Below are 17,209 nucleotides of genomic sequence, written 5' to 3'. Positions count from 1 at the left end.
TATGAAAAGGATCAGTATTTTTATTCTGTTACTGTGTTTTTCGTTTATCGCCAAAGCGAATTTAGCATTAGATGGCTCAAGAGTGGTGCTTTATCACTCAGATAGAGAAGCATCATTAAATATAAAAAATGATGGTGAGTTTCCGGTAGTGGTTCAAACATGGGTGGATGATGGTAATCCAGAAAATACCCCAGAGACCATAACCGATGTTTCCGCTTTATCATTACCGCCAGTATTACAATTAAAACCGAGTGAATCACAACAGGTACGAGTGATTAATAAGTTTACCAATACAGATAAAGAGAAAGAGACGCTTTATTGGCTGAATTTATATGAAATCATGCCTAAGCCAGCGAATAAAAAATATGATGAAGGCTTAATTAATGTCGTTGTCAGATTACAAGTAAAAGTATTTTATCGCCCTGATGATTTAATTATGGCAATTTCCGACGTCAGTAGTGCTCTTATTTTTACGAAATCAGATAAACAATTAACAATTGAAAATCCGACACCTTTTTATGTCACCATTAAATCAGCATCGAGTGAAAATAATCCTAATATTCTTATTCCTATGATAGCGCCATTTTCCAAACAGCAAATCAACCTAGTGGATAGTAAAATAAACACCATTAACTATGTTTTGATTGATGATTTTGGCGGGGAATTTAAAGATAAAAAAGAGATAAAATAGGTTTGCTGGTGGTTTATATTGAGTTATCGAATTAAACCAGATTAATTGTTTTCTTTGATTAATTTTATCTACTATAGGTTTGGATAAAGAATAAGCGGGTGCGATTTTCTTTAATCACCGTATTATTTTGCATTTTCAGCTTAAGATAAATGCGACACTTTTGCGACACTCAGCTATAAAAGCAAAAAACCACTTCTTGCGAAGTGGTTCAATTGCCTGATTTCTCAGCGTAAATTGGTGGGTCGTGGGAGGCTCGAACTCCCGACCAATTGATTAAGAGTCAACTGCTCTACCGACTGAGCTAACAACCCGATGCGCTGATTATTCTCCTCTCAAATGCGATGGTCAAGCGCTTATTTTGATTTTTTATCAAATGGATAAAATATCGCCGAATAAATTAAAGAAAGGATCTTATCTGGTTATCAAAGCATCATTCATTTTACTAAAAGTGATCTTTTCATTACTTATACTGAGATTTGTGTCACAATAATTTCGCAAACACATTACCGCGCCAAAAAATAAAATAGCGGTAAAAATAACATCGAAAATATGAAAACACTTCAGGTATTGTATGGAAGATCAAACAGAAATTTCTCCTCCCGTTAGAGTGAAAAATGCCACTCTACAGCGCGGGCTAACAAATCGTCATATTCAATTAATTGCTATTGGTGGTGCTATCGGTACTGGTCTATTTATGGGATCAGGGAAAACCATTTCGTTAGCTGGGCCATCAATTATTTTTGTCTATATGATAATTGGCTTTGTCTTGTTCTTTGTGATGAGAGCCATGGGCGAACTGTTATTATCGAATTTAGAATATAAGTCATTTAGTGATTTTGCTGGTGATTTATTAGGGCCATGGGCTGGCTTCTTTGTCGGCTGGACATATTGGTTTTGCTGGGTCATTACGGGGATTGCCGATATTGTCGCTATAACGTCTTATATTAGTTATTGGGCACCTAATTTCCCTGAGTGGGGCACATCCTTTATTTGTGTGCTGACATTGCTTATTTTAAATTTAGCGACAGTCAAACTCTTCGGAGAAATGGAATTCTGGTTCTCCATGATAAAAATAACCGCAATTGTCTCTTTAATTATTGTTGGTATTGTTCTTATCAGTATTGGATTTGAATCTCCAGCAGGGCACACCGCAGCACTAGAGAATATTTGGAATGATGGAGGGATGTTCCCCAAAGGATTAAGTGGGTTTTTTGCGGGATTCCAAATTGCTATTTTTGCTTTTGTTGGGATTGAATTAGTCGGTACTGCCGCTGCGGAAACACGTAATCCAGAAAAATCCTTACCAAAAGCCATTAACGCTATTCCTATCCGTATTATTACTTTTTACGTATTAGCATTAGCCATTATTATGTCGGTAACTCCGTGGCGCTCTATTTTGGCGGATAAAAGCCCATTTGTTGAGCTATTCGTTATGATAGGAATACCTGCAGCCGCAAGTTTAGTAAACTTTGTTGTATTAACAGCTGCCGCTTCTTCTGCGAATAGTGGGATATTTTCCACAAGCCGGATGTTATTCGGTTTATCTAAAGAAGGCGAAGCGCCAAAACAATTTAGCCAATTATCTAAACGTGCTGTACCTGCCAATGGGCTGTTATTTACTAGCTTATGTCTGTCATGTGGAATTATATTAATTTATTTTATTCCTGATGTTATGCACGTATTTACCTTGGTAACAACAGTCTCGGCGTTATTATTTATGTTTATTTGGAGTATGATTTTATGCTCTTATTTGGCATATCGTAAAAAACGCCCACAATTGCATGAGAAGTCTATCTATAAAATGCCTTTGGGGATTATTATGTCGTGGCTATGTCTTGCATTTTTTGCATTTATGACAGTGCTATTAGCTTTTGAACATGATACTCGCCAAGCATTAAGTGTGACTCCACTGTGGTTTATTACATTAGCGGTTGGTTATCAATACGTTAAGAAGAACAAACAGAAAAACGGTGTTCAAAAATAACACAGCGATGACTGCATCGACTACATAGTAAAACGAGAGAGCCTTATTATTTAATAAGGCTTTTTATTAAAAGTAAAATGCCATTGCTAATAAAATAATTACCAGTTTTTAAAATAAAATTTATTAAAAATAAAGTTTATATTTATTTTAATTTATTTTTCTTACTTATTTTTTAGCATTATTTTGAGTGAAAAATAGACGTTATTTTTCCAAAATAAAATATTTTTAAAATATGTTAACTACATCCGGTATTTTTCTAAAAATACACTATCCTACAATTAAAATAAAAGGAGACGGTATGTATAAGAATATTTTGGTTCCCATTGATATTGATGAAGATAACCTAATGAACAAAGCAATTCCGTTAGTGGAAAATATTGCAAAAAATGAAGATCCTTATGTTCACTTTTTGTATGTACTTCCTAAACTTCCACAATCTTCTTATTATCGACTTGTTATGAATGGTGATCAATTAGATCAAGGATGCTTAAAAACGTCTGCGGAAAAAGAGCTTAAAAAAATAATCGAGCGTTTTGATTTACCTGACGATAGAATGCAAACTCACATTTGTATTGGTACGCCACGAGATGCAATATTGCAGGTTGCTGATGAAGTGAATGCGGATTTAATTGTGATTGGTTCGCATAATCCAGAAGATGATTCATATCATATAGGTTCAACGGCGGCGGATATTACACGTTATGCAAAACGTTCTGTTATGGTAGTAAGAAAATAGAGTAGTAAGATAAGCCTAATGTGCTTATAAGCGATAAATAAGAATATTTGCAGATTTAGTGATATCGCTGTTATGTTCCGTTTGCACGTAACAGCGATTATACAACTCAAAAGGTAAAGCAATCGCACAGAACGGTAGCTTTTATATTTGGAACAAATTCTTTTTTTAATTACTATAAGTTATCTCCTGATAATAATTAAAAACCCCTATGTTAACGATCACCGCATTACTAGAAAACAAATCGATTAATCCTGAACTTAACCATTATCCTGGTTTGTCATTATTGTTAGAAGATGATGAGTGCCAAGCTAAAATTCTCTTTGATACTGGAAAAGACCTTACTTTTATTTCAAATGCCAAAAAAATGGGTATTGATTTAACCACATTGAAAACGATTATTGTGTCTCATGGACATTATGATCATTTTGGTGGACTCACGCATTTGCCAGCGGATTTTTTTACTCATAAACCACGGATTGTCGCTCATCCTCATCTATTTTCTGTTCGTTATTCTGCACTTTTTTTAGGCAATAAAAATATTAAATTTAAACGGTTAGCGCCTTTATTTGATCGTGTAAAACTTGAAGCACAGTTCTCTTTTGAATTAACACAAGCACCGTTAGCGATTGAAGAAAACTTTATCTATTCGGGGCAAGTGACTCAACGTCAAGTGAATAAACGCTACGGTGTTATTATTCATGAAACAGGTGAAGAAGATGACTATGTTCTTGATGATAGCTTTGTTGTTTGGCAAGGAAAAAAAGGCTTAGTGATTATCACTGGTTGTAGTCATTCAGGAATTGAATCCATCATTGGGCACGCGAAAAAAATAACAGGAAATAACCAAATTCAAGCGATTGTAGGCGGGTTGCATTTACGTTGTGCAACACCATCGGCATTACAGCGCGCGAAGAAAGCCATAGATACAAATATTGATGTCTATGGATGCCATTGCACTGGCGTATTAGGGCGAAAATATCTTAATGCGAAAGATTTTAATGCAGGGCAGTCTTTATCTTTTGAATAAAAACAAACAATAAAATTTATATCCTCACTTTAGGAATAGTGTGAGGATATGAAATAAACAGGAGAATAGATTGCTTAAAGTGAATCAAAAATTCGCTGATAAATAGCTTTTACAACGTGATCTTTTTTCTGGTTATATTGATGTACATTCTCAACATCTTCTTTTGCACTAAGTTTTGCATCGATATACAGCTCTCTATCTTCTTTATGGTTAATTAACCAATCTCTAAATAAAATATGTCTAAGATGTTCAGGACAATTAGGCGCAAATACATGTAAATTCACCTTAGGTGTATCTAGTTTCAACATACGATGTTGATACCACGAAGGCTCTCTTACTGTAAGTTCATAGCCTAACTGATTTAACCAAGGAATATAGCTGGGTTCATCAGCGGGATCTGTAACAATTAAGTCAATATCAATGATTGGTTTCGCATCTAACTCAGGTACTGCTGTTGAGCCAATATGTTCAATAGCTAAACATTTATCTTTTAATTTTTGGATAATATTTTCTTTTTGTTGATTAAATAATGTTATCCATAATTTATTATACGGTTCAATCTTTATTACACTTGGTGTTGGTTTTCCATTTACCCACGGATTTTCATCAGGAGAACCTTCTTCAAATGTACAAATTTTTTGTTTTAGTTCTTGATTCATAAGTGTCTCATTTAAGGTTTGGAAGATAGAGAATGAAAATAAATGTATTGGAATTAAATTTAGGATAAAAGCAGAAATAGCGATAAAAAAAGACCTGAAATTTTAGTTTTTTGGTCTGTATTCTAACAAGTTAACTATTTGAAATAAAAAAATTAAGGTGCATTTAGTGCTATTTATAATGTAGGGGATCACAGAGTTCTTTTGGCAATAAATAACCTAGTATTATTGCCAAAAGAAAAGAGGGCTAGTGATTTTATTTGCGAATGACCATTACCGAACGTGACGTACTGTTTACAATATAATCCGCTGTCGAACCCAGCAATATATTGCGTTGGTTACGTGAACTTGAACCTATAATAATGGTATCTGCATCAATTTTTTCTGCTAACTCTAGAATATTGTAATTAGGCGTACCAATAACGGCATGACATTGGTATTGTTCTTTGGGTAAGTTAAATTGTTTTTTTACACATTGTTCTAATTTTTCAGTTAATAGAACTAAAGCTTGTTGCTTTTTCTCAACGACAGACGGGCTATCACAATTAAGTCCATAAGCTTCTAAAGAGCGTAAATTAGGCATAACTGTAATGAAATGGAAATAATTTTCTGGTTTCCTAGCTAGGAAGCGAATATCTTCGATCATGCGCTGAATTCTGCTATCTTCTAATAAATCAATTGCAACGAGGTATTTGTTAGCCATAGTGTGCCTTTTCAATAAATTAGCTCTTAAATTAAGTATAAGTAAACCCGCTTACAAGTTGAAATTTAAAAGTGAATATTGCGATTATTGCATCATTATTCTTGGTTTTTTGGCTCTAAAAGATAAAAAATAGTGTGATGAATGCATAAATCTATTAAAATTTAGCTAAATTGCCTAATAGGCCTTTTATCATTTTTTACACATCATGGAATGATCTCACTAGGTTATAGTTTATATGAGAAAATCAAGCGAAGACTTACTGAAATGTATTGCCACTATATTACAGTGGGTGCTTAATATTGGATTACTTATTTTAGCGATTGTATTAGTCAGTTTTCTTATCAAAGAAACATATGTAATTGCTTCATTATTATTTAATTTAGGTGCAGAAGAGTCGTCTTATCAATTGTTAGAAGGTATTTTGATCTACTTTCTTTATTTTGAGTTTATTGCGCTTATTGTTAAGTATTTTTTATCTGGCGGGCATTTCCCTCTTAGATATTTTATTTATATTGGAATAACGGCAATCGTACGTTTAATTATTGTTGAGCATAAAGACTCTGTTGATACGCTTATTCAGTCAGGCGCAATCTTGCTGTTAGTTATTGCGTTATTTATCGCTAACACTGAAAAATTAAAACGAACTTGATTTGCCTATAAGTTGTGCTTATTAAGCGACTTAGCATAGAAAGCATGATTTAAGATGAAAAATAAAGAGCAAGGTTTTCCGCAAGATTGGGAGAGGTATGTTATTATCTCTCCCAATTTTATTCTGGGTTATGCAAAAAATATTACTATGTCCTATCAATGTCCATTATGTCATCAGGCACTTTCTCTTCGCGCTCACAGTTGGGTTTGTGACAATAATCATCAGTTTGATTGCGCTAAAGAAGGGTATGTAAATCTGTTACCCGTACAATTTAAGCGCTCAAAAGAGCCTGGTGATAGCGCTGAAATGATAAACGCACGCCGTGATTTTTTAGATGCGGGGTTTTATCAGCCAATGCGAGATAAAGTGGCTGAGTTAATACAAACATTATTGCCTGAAGATAACAGTGTTGTATTGGATATTGGTTGTGGTGAAGGTTATTACACCAACCAGTTTTATCAAAATCTAAAATCACGTAACCCGCAAGTGTATGGTTTGGATGTTTCTAAAGTCGCGATTAAATATGCTGCTAAACGTTATTCATCAATTCATTTTTGCGTAGCTTCAAGTCAGCGCTTACCTTTTTGTGATGCCTCTTTAAACGCAGTTGTGCGCATTTATGCTCCTTGTAATAGTGATGAATTAGCAAGAGTTATTGCACACAATGGTTATATTATTACTGTTACCCCAGCACCTCGCCATCTCTATCAGTTAAAAGCACTAATTTATTCAGAAATACATCTTCATCCATTAAAAGAAGAATATTTTGATGGATTTAATAAAGTATCTGAACATCAAGTTGCTTATATGATGAATTTAAATGGCAAGCAGGCTTTTGATTTATTACAGATGACACCATTTGCATGGCGTGCAAGTGAAGAAGTAAAACAGTCATTAGCAGAAAATAAAAACTTTGAATGTGAAACCGACTTTTTAATTCGTGTTTATCAACGTCATGCTTAATCACATGAAATAAAAAATAGTTTATTTAGTTAATAAAAAAGCTTAGGTCGTAATATTTCAAACCTAAGCTTTTTAATATACTTTATTAGAGATTATTTGGCGTACATAAATAATTCTAGGTGTTCGAAGACAATATTAAAGCCGATTGCAATTAATACGATCCCACCAATAATTTCTGCTTTTTTTCCAAGTACTGGACCAATATAACGACCAATTAGCATACCCAGAGTTGCCATAATCATCGTCATCATACCAATTGTCATCGCGGTATGAACAATATTGACTTGAAGGAACGCTAAACCGACACCAATTGCCATTGCATCAAGGCTTGTTGCAATACCTGTTGCAATTAAAGACAGTGAGCCGTGGCGTTGTGGAGCATCTTCTTCACAAGGGCAATCATCACCACGTTTTAAGCTTTGGTAAATCATTCGGCTACCAAGAACAAACAATAATCCAAAAGCAACCCAATGATCCCATTGAATAATATATTGGCTAGTATATAAGCCTAGTGCCCAACCAATAACAGGGGTGCTGGCTTCAATAATACCGAATATAAATCCAGTGCGGAGTGCTTCACGAAAACGAGGTTTGTGTAATGTTGCACCTTTACAGACTGCAACAGCAAATGCGTCCATAGAAAGGGCTAGGGCGAGAATGATAGTAGCGTAGAAACTCATAATAAAGCCTCGGTTGGGGTATTTCCATATACACACAATTGACCCCCAACCAAAGAAGTACAATCATGTGTCTATGGTCTTGCCAACCGTATTACGGCATCTGCACCACGCTTGATGAAAATAAGCGAGTATGTTGATACAGATTTCTTAAAATAAGCTTTCTTATTTTAAGACAGGCTACTCCCCAATGACTTGGTGCAGAAGATAACATATTATTTTCGAAAGGCAACATATTATTTATTATATTTCAAAGATGATATTGATAATAATTATCATTATTAAATCGAGTGGTTTTAAATATATTATTAATAATCACAAAATGTTAAAAAAATGATAAATTTCAATATGATGAATAATTAACCATATAATAAACAATGGGTTTTAATTATTTTTATAATAAGAAGTCAAATTTTTATAGAAATAAATACACCTGAGAATTATAAGCTCTATTTCTTACAAAATTAAATGAATATTCAATGAGCCTATATTTAATGCGTATATTTAATGCTTATATTTAATATGGAAAAATAAGAAAGGTTTAAATTATAGAAAGGTATATTACTTAATTTTAAATGTGTATTTTATGATTATTATCTTTAGTTATCTAAGGGTTAAGTGATGATTAAAAATAAAGTAACCAAAATAAAAAAAGCCATTCAAAATGAATGGCTTTTCGTCTAAATAGTGCTAGTTAGTCACACTGTACTTTGATTGCAAGACCACCGCGTGATGTTTCACGGTATTTAGCATTCATGTCTTTACCTGTTTCATACATGGTTTCAATGACTTTATCGAGAGAAACACGAGGTTCACTGGTACGACGGATTGCCATACGTGCGGCATTAACAGCTTTAACTGAAGCAATAGCATTACGTTCAATACAAGGAACTTGAACTTGACCTGCAACTGGGTCACAAGTTAAACCAAGGTTGTGTTCCATACCGATTTCAGCAGCAATACAGACTTGCTCAGGGCTTCCACCTAATAATTCAGCAAGACCTGCAGCCGCCATTGAACAAGCTACGCCTACTTCGCCTTGGCAACCTACTTCAGCGCCTGAAATAGAAGCATTCATTTTGTAAAGAATACCAATTGCGCCAGATGCTAAGAAATAACGTAAGTAGGTTTCTGGTGTAACAGGTTCGATGCAACGATCGTAGTAAGCCAGTACCGCTGGAACGATACCACATGCACCATTTGTTGGTGCTGTGACAACGCGTCCGCCTGCTGCGTTTTCTTCGTTAACTGCCAGTGCAAACATATTGATCAGATCAACGACTTTCATTGGATCGTTTGACAGGCTGTTGCTTGATGTTAATAAGCGATTTAATGCAGCTGCACGACGAGGTACACGTAATGGACCCGGTAATACGCCTTCTGTATTTAAACCGTGTTCAATACACTCTTGCATTGTTTTATAAACATCGGCGAAATAAGCATTAATTTCTGCTTGAGTATGCAGATCTAGCTCATTTTTCATCATTAAGCTAGAAATGGATAAACCCGTTTCTTTACAGTGCTTTAATAACTCTTCTGCACTTGCATAAGGGTATGAAACTGGTTTGCTATTTAATGTTGATTTACCGAAATTTTCTTCATCAACGATAAAACCACCACCAATAGAGTAGTAGGTTTTTCTATAGACTTCTTTGTCGCCTGCAAAAGCATGGATTGTCATACCGTTTTCATGTAATGACAGGTTGTCATTGCTGAAATGCATACTTTCTGCTGGGAAATCGACCACTTTTAGGCCGTTTGCTAATGATAGCTTGCCAGTTTCTTCAACTTCACGAATAAAACCGGGAATGCTGTCAATATCGACAGTAGCTGGTGCGTTACCTGCTAACCCCATAATAATTGCGATATCAGTATGGTGACCTTTGCCTGTCAAAGACAAGGAGCCGTAAACATCAACAGCTACGCGAGTGACAGACGCAATCAATTCCTGGCTGACTAAATCATCGACAAATTCTTTACCCGCTTTCATTGGCCCTACGGTGTGAGAGCTAGATGGTCCGATGCCCACTTTAAACATGTCGAAAACGCTAATCACGTCAGACTCCTTAATAATAAGAGAGAGGGTTAAAAAGAATAAAATATAGTTATTTATAGTAAAGGGATCGTTTTTACGATTATATCGTCCCGTTAATGATGTAGTTTACAACATTTTTTTAAAATAGCTAAGTAGAGTTGTGAAGGCGGTGATAAAAAGCACAGGCTGAATATAAAATAGCGTATTAAGTGATATGCAAAGCGAGTCTATGTAAAATAGCGGCGGTTAATCCCCAGACAAGATGTCCATTATAGGGATAAAAGTAGATACGATGATTTTCACCAGCACGATGAAAATCTAATGGTTGATAATGTTGGGCATTAAGTACATGGCTTAATGGCATTTCAAAGATAGAGGCGACTTCAGCAGGATTATGTCGTAAAGGTAAGCCCGCAGGAATAACACCCACAATTGGGGTGACTAAATATCCGCTAGAACTTTGTAAAGGAGCTAACTGACCAATAACGGATACAGCATTGGGTGGAATAGCCACTTCTTCATGTGCTTCCCTTAGTGCAGTTGCAATAAGGTTGCTATCTTCAGGATCACGTTTACCGCCGGGTAAAGCGACTTGTCCTGCATGAGAGCGTAACGTTGATGCACGTTCAGTTAATAATAATGTTGGGTTAGGTTTATTGATAATCGGCAGCAAGACGGCCGCCGATTTTTGGGCATGAAGAGGCTGATTTACCTTGTCATCAGGCAATGTGAGTTGAAAACGATTGATAAAAGTATCAATGGGTGTCATCGATAGTAGACTCACTTAAAACAGTTAATATTTGCCCAAGTTTATCGAATGTTTCTTGGTACTCTTTTTCAGCAACGCTATCAGCAACAATACCACCACCAGCCCAGCAGTAAATTTTATTTTTTTCAGTCAATAAAGTGCGGATGCTGATATTGGTGTCCATTGTGCCACAAAAACTGATATAACCAATTGCACCACAGTATCCATGACGACGATGAGGTTCAAGTTCTTCAATGATTTCCATTGCTCTGATTTTCGGTGCTCCAGTGATAGAACCACCGGGGAAAGCCGCTCTTAATAAATCAGTCGCTGTTAAATGTGAAGGTAACTGCGCCGTGATCGTACTGACTAAATGATGTACCGCAGGGAAACGCTCAACAACAAATAATTCAGGTACTTTTACTGAGCCTGTTGCTGCAACTTTGCCAATATCATTACGCATTAAATCAACAATCATTAAGTTTTCAGCGCGATCTTTACGAGAGTTTGCTAATAACTGTGCTTGTTCATCATCTTCTTCTGGTAATACCTTACGAGGCAATGTTCCCTTTATTGGACGTGTTTCTATTTTATTATCAGCTAAATGAATAAAGCGTTCAGGTGAAACACTAATCACAAAATTGTTGGGTAAACACATAAAAGAAGAGAATGGCGCTTTATTAGCTTGATTTAACGTTAAGAATGCATTCCATTCACTACCAGTATAATTTGCACAAAAACGTTGAGCTAAATTAACTTGATAGCAGTCACCTGAAAGTAAGTATTGATGGATTTTAGCAATTTTCTCGTTATATTCATCACTACTAATGTTTGATTGCCAATCGGTTGTTAAGGCAAATGGGGTATCAATGGAGGTGGAGGTCTGGCTTTCTAACCACTGTAAGCGCTCATCAATATTGTGGTAGCTAATTAAAGTGGCTTTTTTTAAATGGTGATCAACAATAAGTGCCCAATCATAAATACCAATCGCCATATCTGCGAAATTAAGTTCATTTTTCGCTATTTCAGGCAAAGTTTCAAAACGACGGCCTAAGTCATAACTCCAAATACCCAAAGCGCCTCCCAAAAAAGGCAATGATTCATTATGCTCTGGGTGGAAATTGAATTGTTCTAACGCAGATTGAATAAGTGTGAAGGGATCTTTTTTAGAGCGTTTCACTGCACCATTTTTTTCTTTAATGGTTGTTGTTTGCTTACGCGTTTCCAAAGTTACAGCCGGATCGGAGACAACAATATCAAAACGGTTATGAGGATGTTCGGCAAAGCCAGAATGAAGTAAACTAGACCAAGGCAATGACGCAATAGGAGAAAATACCCGCAGTGCTAGATCAGGGGTATAAGTTAATTCACGTTGTTGTAATTGCATATCCATCTTATGACCATATAAACAAAGTGTGTTGTATTATTTGCACAATAAATTGTAATCAAAAAGATTACATTCATGTAAATACAAAATAGACGTTAATAAAGATAAGAGTAACATTATGTTTCTAGGAATGCCTACATTAACACATGAAGAGCAGCAAAAAGCAGTAGAAAAAATTCAATCTCTTATGGCTGAGGGAATGAGCAGCGGAGAGGCAATTCAGTTAGTCGCCCAAGAATTAAGAGAGAAACATACAACCCGTGAATCTGTTTCTATCGTATTTGATGATGAGAATGAATAGAACAATTTTTTAACAAATGTCACAATTGTGTTATTAACCATATGCTATGCTTATTGAAAACACATCCTGTTTTAAAGGATATTTTCGGGAGGTTATATGAAATTAAGCAAGTTTATTGGTCAAACAGGGATACTTGGAGCAGGTCTTTTACTTGCTGTTTCTTTTGGAGCATCTGCAGAAAGTATCGAAAAGGTTAATGAAGATATTGTGCGTTCCGCTCCCTTTGCGAGTTGCGTTAATTTAGATAACAATCAACTTGTTACACGAGTAAAAAATGATTATCTACAAAATCGTTTACCTCGCTGGCAAGATGATAAAAATGCATTAGGATCAAAACCTGTTGCAAGTATTAATGCCAATGAAGTTATCAAGATGGATAATAACTATCAGATGGTATTGAATGTAAGAGGTGCAAGAACAGACCTTCGTTACAATGTTCAAGTCAATTGTGATGACAATACTATTACGTATGTTTCTCCTAAATAATTGATAGGCGATAGCAAGTTTTAGTTAATCTATTGAAAGAAAAAGAGATAAACCTTGGTTTATCTCTTTTTTTATCATTATCAAAATAACGGAGAGTGTTTGACTATTTTTTTACCTGCGGTTCATAAGGTAAACGAGAATAGTGTTGGCTTCTTGCGCGATAAAATACCAGCCTTTCTTGAAAGAAGGCATGAAAAGCTTGAGGTTGTTCTCTTAAAACAGCATCTGCTACAACGGGCATGTTATAGCGTTCTTTAAAAGCGACGCCTGAAGCAGCTAAACTTATATTTAGCTTATCTTTTTCTTCTTGTGTCAATTCTGAAAGGTTATAACCCATTATTTATCCCTCTATAACGATATAAGTAAGGTAAAAGAGCATGCTTATTAATGCAAGCAAATAAAGATATTAGTCATTAATGTGTAGTAAAAATGATGTGCTTTATTTGGGTCGATTTTTAATCAAGGTCGTTAAATATAACAATAAAATCTTATTTATCTTTAATTGTTATACCACTTTGTAGGTAATTCAAATAAGGCTAATGATAAAACGAACATTTTCAACCCTTATTAAATAGATTTTAAAATGGAGAAAAAAGCAATTTACCTACGAAAAGAGTAAATAATATGAATGTTTAATTTGATTTAGATCAATGAAAAGAGTGAAGGATTTTGCATTAAAAATAGGTAAATAATGTTAATTTATTAAATGGTTGTTTTATGTGTTTTTATTTTTTATTACTTGACAAGGGGTTACGATAAGACACTGAAATATTGGGATAAAAAAATGCCCTGTTGGGGAAACAGGGCGAAAATTAATACAACACCAGGGAAAAACATAGTATAAATAAAATTAACTAAATGGTTAATAGGTAAACTTACGTGATTCTGCATTTTTTTATTAATATGAAATAAAGTGTTATTAAACTTTAATTAATGTTCAAAAAAAATAGAATTATTAATGAATAGCAACTGAATAAAAAAGAGAAGAGAAACTAATCAACAGTATTCTTAAAAATGTAAGATAACAAACGATGTTAGAATTAATGCAGTAGAGGCGTGTGATAAAATAAAAATGCAAAGTTTGTTTTTTATCTAATCTTAATATCTTATTAATATTAAAGCATTTTATTAATGCGACAATATAAAATATTTATTGTTAATTGTTGTAAAAATCTTTATTTCTGAAATGTTAATTATCAAAATGTTAAATTAGACATTAAAAAACACTTTAATTAATGACTTTAATCGTTCATTTAAATCTTATTTTAGATAAATAGAAAAGGTTATTAATTGATGTTTTTTTAATCTGTTTATTTTTTTTCTAAAATGACTGATTAACTTAATGACTAAAGTGTTTACTTTACTTTTTCGAGTTAATAAAATAAAGAAATAATTATTTATCCTAATGATATGTATGGTTTTTTTATTTTGCAATATTGTTTACTTTAGTTAACGAGATAATTAAAATAAAATAATAACATGTAAAAAAATAAACAAAAAATATACATATCACACAATATTGTGTTACATTTAGTTCGCTTTTCACACAGTAATCTTTGATATTACTTTAAGACGGATTCGATTCAGTAATTGACTCAATTACACGATATCTGCTTACTTTTTTATTTCAATAGCGATGTAAGGATAGGTTATATACGTTATTATATAAGGGGATTAATTTGACAGGGCTAATAAACTTTGCGAATAACATTTTATGGGGATATGTTCTTATCTACTTACTTCTTGGAGTAGGTATTTACTTTACTATCCGTACTGGATTTATACAAATCCGACATTTTAGTCATATGTTCTCTATTTTAAAAAATAGCCACAAGTCAGATAAATCAGGGATCTCTTCCTTTCAGGCATTATGCACCAGTTTAGCTGCGCGCGTAGGTACTGGAAACTTGACGGGAGTCGCGATTGCTTTAACAGCGGGTGGCCCTGGCGCTATTTTTTGGATGTGGGTCGTTGCTTTAATAGGTATGGCGACATCATTAATAGAAAGTACGCTCGCGCAACTTTATAAAACAAAAGATGATGATGGCAATTACCGGGGTGGTCCTGCTTATTATATGACTAAAGGACTGAAAATGCGCTGGATGGGTGTTCTCTTCGCCATTTTCTTGATTATCGCCTTCGGTTTAGTTTTTAATGCTGTTCAAGCAAATTCTATTGCTCAAGCCACAGCTTCTGCCTTTAATTTTGATCCACTCTATGTGGGGATCTTTTTAGTACTAACCAGCGGATTTATTATCTTTGGTGGCTTGCGTTGGATTGCACGAGTTGCTGAGTTAGTTGTTCCTATTATGGCAACGGCTTATTTATTATTAGCATTTTGGGTTGTTGCAGATCATATTGAGCGCTTACCTGAAGTTTTCATTTTAATTTTTAAAAGTGCTTTTGGATTACAAGAAGCTGCCGCAGGTGCAATTGCTTACGGTATTAGCCAAGCGATGACACAAGGTATTCAGCGCGGTCTATTTTCTAATGAAGCAGGTATGGGATCGGCACCTAATGCCGCGGCTTCAGCAACTCCTTATCCACCACATCCAGCATCTCAAGGCTATATTCAAATGCTAGGTGTTTTTATGGATACCTTAGTTATTTGTAGTGCTACTGCGGTGATCATTTTATCATCAGGCGTACTCGATAGTTATCCTGAAGGCATTAACGGGATTCAATTAACACAATTGGCATTGTCATCGAGTGTAGGAGGTTGGGGAAGTACCTTTATTGCGATTGCCATTTTCTTCTTCGCTTTTACCTCTATTATTGCTAATTATGCTTATGCTGAAAGTAATATGATTTTCCTTGGGCGCAATCACACAACAGGGCTGTTTCTTTTACGTTCAGCGGCTTTAGCAATGGTGATGTTTGGCGCTTTAGCGGATATGCCTCTTGTTTGGAAAATGGCCGATCTCTCAATGGGATTAATGGCAATGACTAATTTAATCGCAATCATCTTGCTTTCTGGTGTCGCCTTAAAATTAGTTAAAGATTATAACCAGCAACGACAAGCCGGTTTACTGCCTACATTTGATATTCGCCAATATCCAGAGTTGCAAGATGATATTGAAGAAGGAATTTGGGATGAGAATATTATTCCTGATGAGCCTTTAGTTCGATGTGAAAAAGTGGGCAATAACTAAAGCAATAATAAAAAAGCGTCAAAACACAAAACCCATATTCTTTAATATGGGTTTTTTTATTACAATTTAACTTTGGGAATATTAAATCAAGGATCAGAAATGAGATCTAGTCGGTATTACATAGGATTACTTATTGCAATAAGCCTCTTAACCAGTTGTGCCAAGCAACCAGAATTTATTGATAGAGGTGAATATATAGTTAAAGTTATTCCTAATAAGCAGGAAGCTAATGACTGTGTAAAATATTTAGTGATGCACTATACCGCGCTAGATGATGAACGCTCACTTAAGGTTCTTACTGGGGGACGAGTTAGCAGCCATTATTTGATCCCCACACATCCTTCATCTATTGACGGAAAACCAGTGATCACTTCATTAGTGGATGAAAGACAAATCGCATGGCATGCAGGCATTAGTCAGTGGGGAGATGCAACTAGCCTAAATAATTGCTCTATTGGCATTGAGATAGTCAATCTGGGTTACCGTGATAATGGTAAGTTTAGGTATTGGTATTCTTATACCGCAGATCAAATCGTGACTATGTCAGTCGTGATGAAAGATATTATTGAACGTTATGATATCGAACCTCAAAACGTTTTAGGTCACAGCGATATCGCACCTCAAAGAAAAGTTGATCCGGGACCTTTATTCCCTTGGGAAAGATTAGCAAATCAAGGAATAGGTGCTTGGCCTGATAAGGAATTAGTGCAAACTTATTTAGCGGGTAGAGATCCTTCAGAGCCGGTTGATGTGGCAAATTTCCAAAAGTTATTACAGCAATATGGTTATCAAACACCAACAAATGGTGTGTTAGATAATAAAGCACTAAAAGTGGTAAAAGCTTTCCAAATGCATTTTAGATCAACGAAAGCCAATGGCATCCCTGATGCTCAATCAGAAGCGATTTTAAGGGCATTGATTGAGAAATACCGAACTTAAAATTTCCTGTGATAAATAGACAAGAAAAAAGCGTCTCCAATATGAAATTTGGTAGACGCTTTTTTTATCAACTTA

17 protein-coding genes, 1 tRNA gene and 1 riboswitch are annotated in these 17,209 nt (G+C 34.9%); of the genes, 10 read left to right on the top strand and 8 right to left on the bottom strand.

What is annotated here, in order from left to right; genetic code table 11:
* Position 1 precedes the first annotated feature (1 nt).
* On the top strand, positions 2 to 691 hold the full coding sequence (locus D7029_RS11510) for a molecular chaperone (protein ID WP_194950752.1): 690 nt from the start codon (positions 2 to 4) through the stop codon (positions 689 to 691).
* A 235-nt stretch (positions 692 to 926) separates the two neighbouring features.
* Here D7029_RS11510 and D7029_RS11505 read toward each other — a convergent pair.
* A tRNA-Lys gene (locus D7029_RS11505) sits at positions 927 to 1,002 on the bottom strand.
* A 260-nt stretch (positions 1,003 to 1,262) separates the two neighbouring features.
* Here D7029_RS11505 and cycA point away from each other — a divergent pair.
* The 3 genes from cycA (at position 1,263) to D7029_RS11490 (ending at position 4,438) form a co-directional block, all read left to right on the top strand.
* Positions 1,263 to 2,675 (top strand): D-serine/D-alanine/glycine transporter, encoded by a 1,413-nt coding sequence (cycA, locus tag D7029_RS11500; RefSeq protein ID WP_194950751.1) that lies wholly within the window; start codon positions 1,263 to 1,265, stop codon positions 2,673 to 2,675.
* 298 nt (positions 2,676 to 2,973) lie between these two features.
* Complete coding sequence (locus D7029_RS11495) at positions 2,974 to 3,411, top strand: universal stress protein (RefSeq protein ID WP_075674138.1); 438 nt, start codon at positions 2,974 to 2,976, stop codon at positions 3,409 to 3,411.
* Positions 3,412 to 3,619: 208 nt separating this feature from the next.
* On the top strand, positions 3,620 to 4,438 hold the full coding sequence (locus tag D7029_RS11490) for an MBL fold metallo-hydrolase (protein WP_194950750.1): 819 nt from the start codon (positions 3,620 to 3,622) through the stop codon (positions 4,436 to 4,438).
* Positions 4,439 to 4,512: 74 nt separating this feature from the next.
* Here D7029_RS11490 and D7029_RS11485 read toward each other — a convergent pair whose 3' ends face one another.
* Positions 4,513 to 5,097 carry a GrpB family protein gene (locus D7029_RS11485; RefSeq protein WP_194950749.1) on the bottom strand — a complete coding sequence of 195 codons (585 nt, stop codon included), beginning with the start codon at positions 5,095 to 5,097 and terminating at the stop codon, positions 4,513 to 4,515.
* Between the two features lie 253 nt (positions 5,098 to 5,350).
* On the bottom strand, positions 5,351 to 5,797 hold the full coding sequence (locus D7029_RS11480; RefSeq protein ID WP_161711419.1) for a universal stress protein: 447 nt from the start codon (positions 5,795 to 5,797) through the stop codon (positions 5,351 to 5,353).
* A gap of 235 nt (positions 5,798 to 6,032) precedes the next feature.
* Here D7029_RS11480 and psiE point away from each other — a divergent pair, with 235 nt between their 5' ends.
* Together psiE and rlmA are read left to right on the top strand one after the other, a co-directional pair.
* Entirely contained in the window at positions 6,033 to 6,446 is a 414-nt protein-coding gene (psiE, locus tag D7029_RS11475; RefSeq protein ID WP_023581865.1) for a phosphate-starvation-inducible protein PsiE, read from the top strand.
* 147 nt (positions 6,447 to 6,593) lie between these two features.
* Positions 6,594 to 7,409, top strand: coding sequence for a 23S rRNA (guanine(745)-N(1))-methyltransferase (rlmA, locus tag D7029_RS11470; protein ID WP_194952641.1), 816 nt, complete (start codon positions 6,594 to 6,596; stop codon positions 7,407 to 7,409).
* 92 nt (positions 7,410 to 7,501) lie between these two features.
* On the opposite strand, the gene mntP is transcribed toward rlmA, so the two are convergent.
* The 4 genes from mntP to pabB all read right to left on the bottom strand — a co-directional run bounded on the left by mntP (position 7,502) and on the right by pabB (position 12,262).
* A complete protein-coding gene (gene mntP / locus D7029_RS11465) occupies positions 7,502 to 8,089 on the bottom strand; it encodes a manganese efflux pump MntP (RefSeq protein ID WP_006533102.1) in 588 nt (195 codons plus the stop codon).
* An 85-nt stretch (positions 8,090 to 8,174) separates the two neighbouring features.
* Positions 8,175 to 8,287, bottom strand: a riboswitch (yybP-ykoY riboswitch).
* A 493-nt stretch (positions 8,288 to 8,780) separates the two neighbouring features.
* Positions 8,781 to 10,142 (bottom strand): L-serine ammonia-lyase, encoded by a 1,362-nt coding sequence (locus D7029_RS11460; RefSeq protein ID WP_088495262.1) that lies wholly within the window; start codon positions 10,140 to 10,142, stop codon positions 8,781 to 8,783.
* 184 nt (positions 10,143 to 10,326) lie between these two features.
* Positions 10,327 to 10,890, bottom strand: coding sequence for a CoA pyrophosphatase (locus tag D7029_RS11455; protein WP_023581869.1), 564 nt, complete (start codon positions 10,888 to 10,890; stop codon positions 10,327 to 10,329).
* Positions 10,877 to 12,262 (bottom strand): aminodeoxychorismate synthase component 1, encoded by a 1,386-nt coding sequence (pabB, locus tag D7029_RS11450; protein WP_194950748.1) that lies wholly within the window; start codon positions 12,260 to 12,262, stop codon positions 10,877 to 10,879. Before pabB ends, D7029_RS11455 begins: the two co-directional genes overlap by 14 nt.
* A gap of 112 nt (positions 12,263 to 12,374) precedes the next feature.
* On the opposite strand from pabB, the gene D7029_RS11445 reads away from it, so the two are divergent.
* The gene (locus tag D7029_RS11445) at positions 12,375 to 12,557 is read left to right on the top strand and encodes a YoaH family protein (protein WP_069367593.1); all 183 of its coding nucleotides are present in this window, start codon (positions 12,375 to 12,377) and stop codon (positions 12,555 to 12,557) included.
* Positions 12,558 to 12,653: 96 nt separating this feature from the next.
* Positions 12,654 to 13,043 (top strand): protein YebF, encoded by a 390-nt coding sequence (gene yebF, locus D7029_RS11440; RefSeq protein WP_194950747.1) that lies wholly within the window; start codon positions 12,654 to 12,656, stop codon positions 13,041 to 13,043.
* 103 nt (positions 13,044 to 13,146) lie between these two features.
* On the opposite strand, the gene D7029_RS11435 is transcribed toward yebF, so the two are convergent.
* Positions 13,147 to 13,380 carry a DNA polymerase III subunit theta gene (locus D7029_RS11435; RefSeq protein WP_075674064.1) on the bottom strand — a complete coding sequence of 78 codons (234 nt, stop codon included), beginning with the start codon at positions 13,378 to 13,380 and terminating at the stop codon, positions 13,147 to 13,149.
* A 1,342-nt stretch (positions 13,381 to 14,722) separates the two neighbouring features.
* On the opposite strand from D7029_RS11435, the gene D7029_RS11430 reads away from it, so the two are divergent.
* Together D7029_RS11430 and D7029_RS11425 are read left to right on the top strand one after the other, a co-directional pair.
* Positions 14,723 to 16,195: an alanine/glycine:cation symporter family protein gene (locus tag D7029_RS11430; protein ID WP_161711422.1), complete on the top strand. Its 1,473-nt coding sequence runs from the start codon at positions 14,723 to 14,725 to the stop codon at positions 16,193 to 16,195.
* Between the two features lie 99 nt (positions 16,196 to 16,294).
* Positions 16,295 to 17,134, top strand: coding sequence for an N-acetylmuramoyl-L-alanine amidase (locus tag D7029_RS11425; protein WP_161711423.1), 840 nt, complete (start codon positions 16,295 to 16,297; stop codon positions 17,132 to 17,134).
* The last annotated feature ends 75 nt before the right edge of the window (positions 17,135 to 17,209 follow it).

The sequence above is a fragment of the Proteus vulgaris genome, assembly GCF_016647575.1.
Classification (GTDB): Bacteria; Pseudomonadota; Gammaproteobacteria; order Enterobacterales; family Enterobacteriaceae; genus Proteus; species Proteus mirabilis_B.
This window is presented reverse-complemented; position numbering and strand designations above follow the sequence as displayed.